6 protein-coding genes are annotated in these 4,716 nt (G+C 68.0%); all 6 read left to right on the top strand.

Going from position 1 to position 4,716, the window contains the following annotated elements; genetic code table 11:
- Positions 1-239 precede the first annotated feature (239 nt).
- The 6 genes from P3T27_RS40745 to P3T27_RS40720 are packed head-to-tail and all read left to right on the top strand — an operon-like array spanning position 240 to position 4,505.
- Positions 240-620, top strand: a complete 381-nt coding sequence (locus P3T27_RS40745; RefSeq protein ID WP_280686430.1) for a transposase family protein — start codon at positions 240-242, stop codon at positions 618-620.
- Between the two features lie 35 nt (positions 621-655).
- A complete protein-coding gene (locus P3T27_RS40740) occupies positions 656-1,906 on the top strand; it encodes an IS256 family transposase (protein WP_280686429.1) in 1,251 nt (416 codons plus the stop codon).
- Complete coding sequence (locus tag P3T27_RS40735; RefSeq protein ID WP_280686428.1) at positions 1,903-2,259, top strand: hypothetical protein; 357 nt, start codon at positions 1,903-1,905, stop codon at positions 2,257-2,259. Before P3T27_RS40740 ends, P3T27_RS40735 begins: the two co-directional genes overlap by 4 nt.
- Complete coding sequence (locus P3T27_RS40730) at positions 2,234-3,514, top strand: DUF4241 domain-containing protein (RefSeq protein ID WP_280686427.1); 1,281 nt, start codon at positions 2,234-2,236, stop codon at positions 3,512-3,514. The genes P3T27_RS40735 and P3T27_RS40730 overlap by 26 nt, the downstream gene beginning before the upstream one ends.
- A complete protein-coding gene (locus P3T27_RS40725; RefSeq protein WP_280686426.1) occupies positions 3,499-4,065 on the top strand; it encodes a restriction endonuclease in 567 nt (188 codons plus the stop codon). Before P3T27_RS40730 ends, P3T27_RS40725 begins: the two co-directional genes overlap by 16 nt.
- On the top strand, positions 4,056-4,505 hold the full coding sequence (locus tag P3T27_RS40720) for a hypothetical protein (protein WP_280686425.1): 450 nt from the start codon (positions 4,056-4,058) through the stop codon (positions 4,503-4,505). Before P3T27_RS40725 ends, P3T27_RS40720 begins: the two co-directional genes overlap by 10 nt.
- The last annotated feature ends 211 nt before the right edge of the window (positions 4,506-4,716 follow it).

The raw sequence follows: 4,716 nt of genomic DNA, 5'->3' as shown, positions 1-4,716 counted from the left end.
ACGGCCTGCTGCCGGATCCGCTCCCGCGCGGCCCCCTCCGCGTCGGTCAAACCGCCGACCTGTGCATACCTCACAGCACACGACTACCGGGATCGCAGGGGCGTTTCAAAGTCCCGGTGATCACATGAGTCCGCAGGCCAGAGCGGTCTGGAGAGTCCGAGGCGGCCCGTCACGTACGCATCGAAGCTCCAGTTGAACGAGGTGACCTTGCCAAGTCGCCTTGAACCGCTGGAGCTTCGATGTGCCGTCAGTCTGCCACCGTCTGTCTCGTCAAATTGCCCGCTCTGGAGGATGTAGCGGGGCTCTCGCTGGCGGAGCGGCTGCGGGCGCTGCCCGATCCGCGTCGGCGGCGCGGTGTGCGTCACCCGTTCGTGGCGGTGCTGCTGGTTGCCGCCTCGGTGGTGGTCGCCGGCGCGCGCTCGTATGCGGCGATCGGCCAGTGGTCTGCGAATGCTCCGCAGCAGGCCCTGGCCCGGCTGGGCGCTCGTGTGGCGGGCGCGTTGGGGGTGCGTATCGCGCCGGGTGCCGCCACGAGAGCAATGCTCAAGACTTGTGGATCGGCTCCGGGAGGGCACGCGGAGGGCGTACCTTCCCGAATGATCCTTAAGGTCTCCGAGTAGGCCCGCGTTGCAGCGCGGGTCGGGAAGGTACGCCCGTGCTCAGCGTAGTCACCGACGACGGCTCCACCCAGTCCGGCTCCCTGATCGACGAGATTGTCCGCGAGGGCGCCCGTCGGATGCTGGCCGCCGCTCTGGAGGCGGAAGTCAATCAGTACATAGCCGAGTTGGCTGCCGAGACCGACGAGCAGGGACGTCGCCTGGTGGTCCGCAACGGGTACCACCGACCCCGGACCGTGGCCACGGCAGCCGGGGCGATCGAGGTCACCGCGCCGCGGGTGAACGACCGTCGTGTCGACGAGTCCACGGGCGAACGCAAGCGGTTCTCCTCGAAGATCCTGGCGCCGTGGTGCCGCAAGTCGCCCAAGGTCAGCGAGGTGCTGCCGCTGCTCTACCTGCACGGGCTCTCGTCCGGGGACTTCGTGCCCGCACTGGAGCAGTTCCTCGGCTCGGCCGCCGGGCTCTCGCCAGCCACGGTGACCCGGCTGACGAAGCAGTGGGGCGAGGACCATGCCGCCTTCCAGGCCCGGGACCTGTCCGACCGCGACTTCGTCTACGTGTGGGCCGACGGGGTGCACCCCAAGGTCCGCCTCGGCCAGGCGCACTCGTGCGTCCTGGTCCTGCTCGGGGTGCGCGTCGACGGCACCAAGGAACTGATCGCACTCGCCGAGGGACTGCGCGAGTCCACGGAGTCGTGGGCCGACCTGCTGCGCGACTGCCGCCGACGCGGCATGCGCGACCCGGAGCTGGTCGTCGGCGATGGCGCGATGGGCCTGTGGAAGGCCCTGGCCGAGGTCTTCCCCGCGGCCCGCCATCAGCGCTGCTGGGTTCACAAAGCCCGAAATGTCACTAATGCCCTGCCGAAGTCCGCACAGCCGGGCGCGACGAAGGCGATGCAGGAGATCTACAACGCCGAGGACCGCACGCACGCCGAGAGGGCGATCAAGGCGTTCGCGAAGACCTACGGCACCAAGTGGCCCAAGGCCGTCTCGAAGATCACCGACGACCGGGAGGAACTGCTGGCGTTCTACGACTTCCCGGCCGAACACTGGATCCACCTGCGCACCACGAACCCGATCGAGTCAACCTTCTCCACCGTCAAGCTCCGGACCAAGGTCACCCGTGGCGCCAGCAGCCCGGCCGCGGCCCTGGCCATGGTCTTCAAGCTCGTCGAGTCCGCCCAGGACCGATGGCGCGCGATCACCGGCGCCCACCTGGTCGCCGTGGTCCGCGCCGGCGGCAGATTCGAGAACGGAGTCCTGGTCGAGCGCACCGAGGTGGCGGCATGACCGAGCCCCTCAACCCCGGCAGCCACACAGCCGAGGTGGAACTGCAGATCGACCAGGTCACCATCGTGAACTCGGCTGAGGCCACCGCCACGGTTCGCTGCATCCTCGGCCCGGTCCGTCGCGGCGCCCGCTTCGACCACATCCGCGACTCGGCAGAAGCCATCGACCTGGAGCTGGCGCAGATCCTCGCCTACTTCGGGCGATCCGTCGACGAACTCGACCCCGTCCACACCGCGCTGGTGACTCTCCGGGGCACAGGAGTCCAACTCCTGGCCCCAGCTGCCCCGCACTCCGGCTGGCAGGCCATCCGGGAACCAACCCGCCGCCATGACCAAGCCATCTACCAGTCTTGACTATTACTCCTTCAAGTTCACGCATCGGCATCGGTCGGAGCCGCTCACTATCGAGCCCGTGAGAACGGTGACCGAGATCGCCGTGCCGACAGGGCAGCTGGTGGTTTGCGACCCCTCGTACCTGCCCAACGGCACGGAGGGTGATCCGCTGGTGATCGAAGTTCCGCCTGGTGTCCACCCTGTGCAGGAGACCGGCGCCAGCTACGAGGGCGAGATGTTCGGCGACCGCTTCTCCGCCCGTGACACGTATGCCGTGCGTCTGCTGGTGAGCGAGAAGCCGACCGCCCGCTGGACGATGGCGGTCCCGCCAGGCGAGGACGTGAGGCTGCTGCATGATGGCCAGTACTTCGGCTTCGGCGTCGACTCTGCCACGGGCTGCTTCGCCGACTCCATCGCTCGGACCGAACTGGGCCGCCGCTACATGCGGGCCCTCACCTCGGGCGGTGGCGAAGGCGTCGACGACATCGATGGCGGCTACAGCAAGGTGGTCGATGACGCGACTGGGGCCGCGCTGGTCACCTTCTTGTTGGGCGGAGACGGTGTCTACCCGGTCTGGGTGGGACGTGACGACGCGGGTGAGGTCACGGCGGTCGTAGTGGCGGACCGTTTCGAAGTCGGCTATCTGGAACCGTTGACCCCATGCGCTGGGGCATCAAGCGGCGAGTGGGTGGGCTCGATGCGACCAGGCGGTCGCCTCGTCGTACCTCGTGCCGGTCTTGAGACAGTCGTGCAGGATGCCGACGAGCCGGTTGGCGAGCTGGCGCAGGGCGGCGTTGAATTCAATGCCGCGGGCCCGTTGCTTCTCGCAGTAGGCCCTGGCGCCAGGGGAGACCCGCGGTGCGGAGAATGCCTGGGCGATCAGGACGTCGATGAGCCGGTCGTTGAGGACATATCGCGCGGTCACGACCTTCTTCCTGCCGGATGCGCGGGTGATCGGGCTGGTGCCGGCGTAGTTCTTGCGGGCCTTGGCACTGGCGTAGCGGTGAGGGTCGTCGCCGAATTCTGCGAGTACCCGCCCGTGCATGAAGTTGACCTGCTCGTTCAAGGTGACCAGCAGCGCGACAAGGGTGCGTGTCGAGTCAGCGTAGGCCGCAGTCACAGCGGCTGGCTGCCCCAGATGCTTGGCGCGCAGTACGGCTTGGATCTTGATGGCCTTGTCGGGGATGTTCCGTCGGCGGGCGCGCTTGAGAGCCGCGCCGATCTGCGTGGTCGTCAGCTTCGCCGCAGCTACCGGATCAGGTGCCTTGGCCAGTAGTTCCAGGGCGTCGGGGGCATCCAGGTCGTCGAACGCCTCCACGGCGGCGGGGAAGTCGAGCAGGGCATGCCGCTGCGTGGTGCGGGTGCGTTCCCAGATCAGGGTCTTATGGGCGCGCGAGCAAGGTCGGACGCGCCAACGACCAGAGCGTCGACGTCCTCGCCGAGGACCCGACAGGACGGCGCTGGGCCGTGCAGTGCAAGCACAAGCAGGACCCCGCCGGCGGCAAGCCCGTGGGCGTCGGCGTCCTGTATGCCCTCGCCGGCACCTACCAGCGCGCCCACGACGCGCACCTCGCCGTCGTCGTCACCAACGGCCGCTTCTCCCGCGACGCCCTGAGGTGGGGCGCCGAACAAGGAGTCCTCCTCGTCGACCGGACCGTCCTCGCCCGATGGGCCGCCGACGGCCAGCCCCTGTGGGACGTCCTGCCCCGCATCCCCGCACCCCGCAACGGCCTGCAGAACGAACCTCACCGCCCGCAGCGCCACCGGCCGCCGTCGGGCAGGCCTACCCTGATCCACGACAAGGGGAGGGACTGGCCGTGGAACTGACGGTGCGCGACAAGCGCTGGATAGTCGTGGTGGGGTTGATCGGGGTCGGGGTGTCGGCGTGCTATGCGTCGGGTGGTGAATCCGACTATCCGCTTCCCTACGTGAGGCGGGACGCATCGGTCCTCGGCCGAATCGAGCTCGCCGACCCGTCTACGAGAAGTACGGCCGTAGAAGCGGACGATCGCACGATCACGATCGAGGTCGACTGGAGCGGTTGCGACTACAAACCCGACCTGGTGGCACGGGAATCGGCGGATAAAGTCACACTGCTGTTGAAGCGCCGGGACGCTTCGGGCCCAGACGTTGGGTGCGAGGACGGTGGCATCGCCCAGCTCAAGGCCGTTCTGCACCAGCCACTCGGCACCCGGACCCTGGCCGACGCCGTCACCGGCAAACCCGTCCCGTACACCCACATCCAACGACAGCCGACAACGGGCTGACTGCCTGGTCCCGCTACTCGGGTAGCCCCACCACCGTCAGCCCGTCGCCGGGGTGCAGCCCGGCGAGGGCGGTCTCGGCGGTGTCGGATTCCCTGTCAAGTTCTTATGTTCAAGTTCTGAGAGGACGTTAAGTCCCTTTACTCATGGTTGGGGATCGCTCGTTCGTGTGATCGTTCGATGAACTGACGTGCTGGCCGGGGGGTGGGTGATG

Source organism: Kitasatospora sp. MAA19, assembly GCF_029894125.1.
In the GTDB taxonomy this organism is placed as follows: domain Bacteria; phylum Actinomycetota; class Actinomycetes; order Streptomycetales; family Streptomycetaceae; genus Kitasatospora.
The sequence above is the reverse complement of the archived record's forward strand: the minus strand, read 5'-3'. Positions and strand labels throughout refer to the sequence as shown.

What these genes read in the sequence shown, in the direction of transcription:
- P3T27_RS40730 (WP_280686427.1), top strand. Translation starts at nt 2,234, where the DNA reads ATGACCAAGCCATCTACCAGTCTTGACTATTACTCCTTCAAGTTCACG.
- P3T27_RS40735 (WP_280686428.1), top strand. Translation starts at nt 1,903, where the DNA reads ATGACCGAGCCCCTCAACCCCGGCAGCCACACAGCCGAGGTGGAACTG.
- P3T27_RS40745 (WP_280686430.1), top strand. Translation starts at nt 240, where the DNA reads ATGTGCCGTCAGTCTGCCACCGTCTGTCTCGTCAAATTGCCCGCTCTG.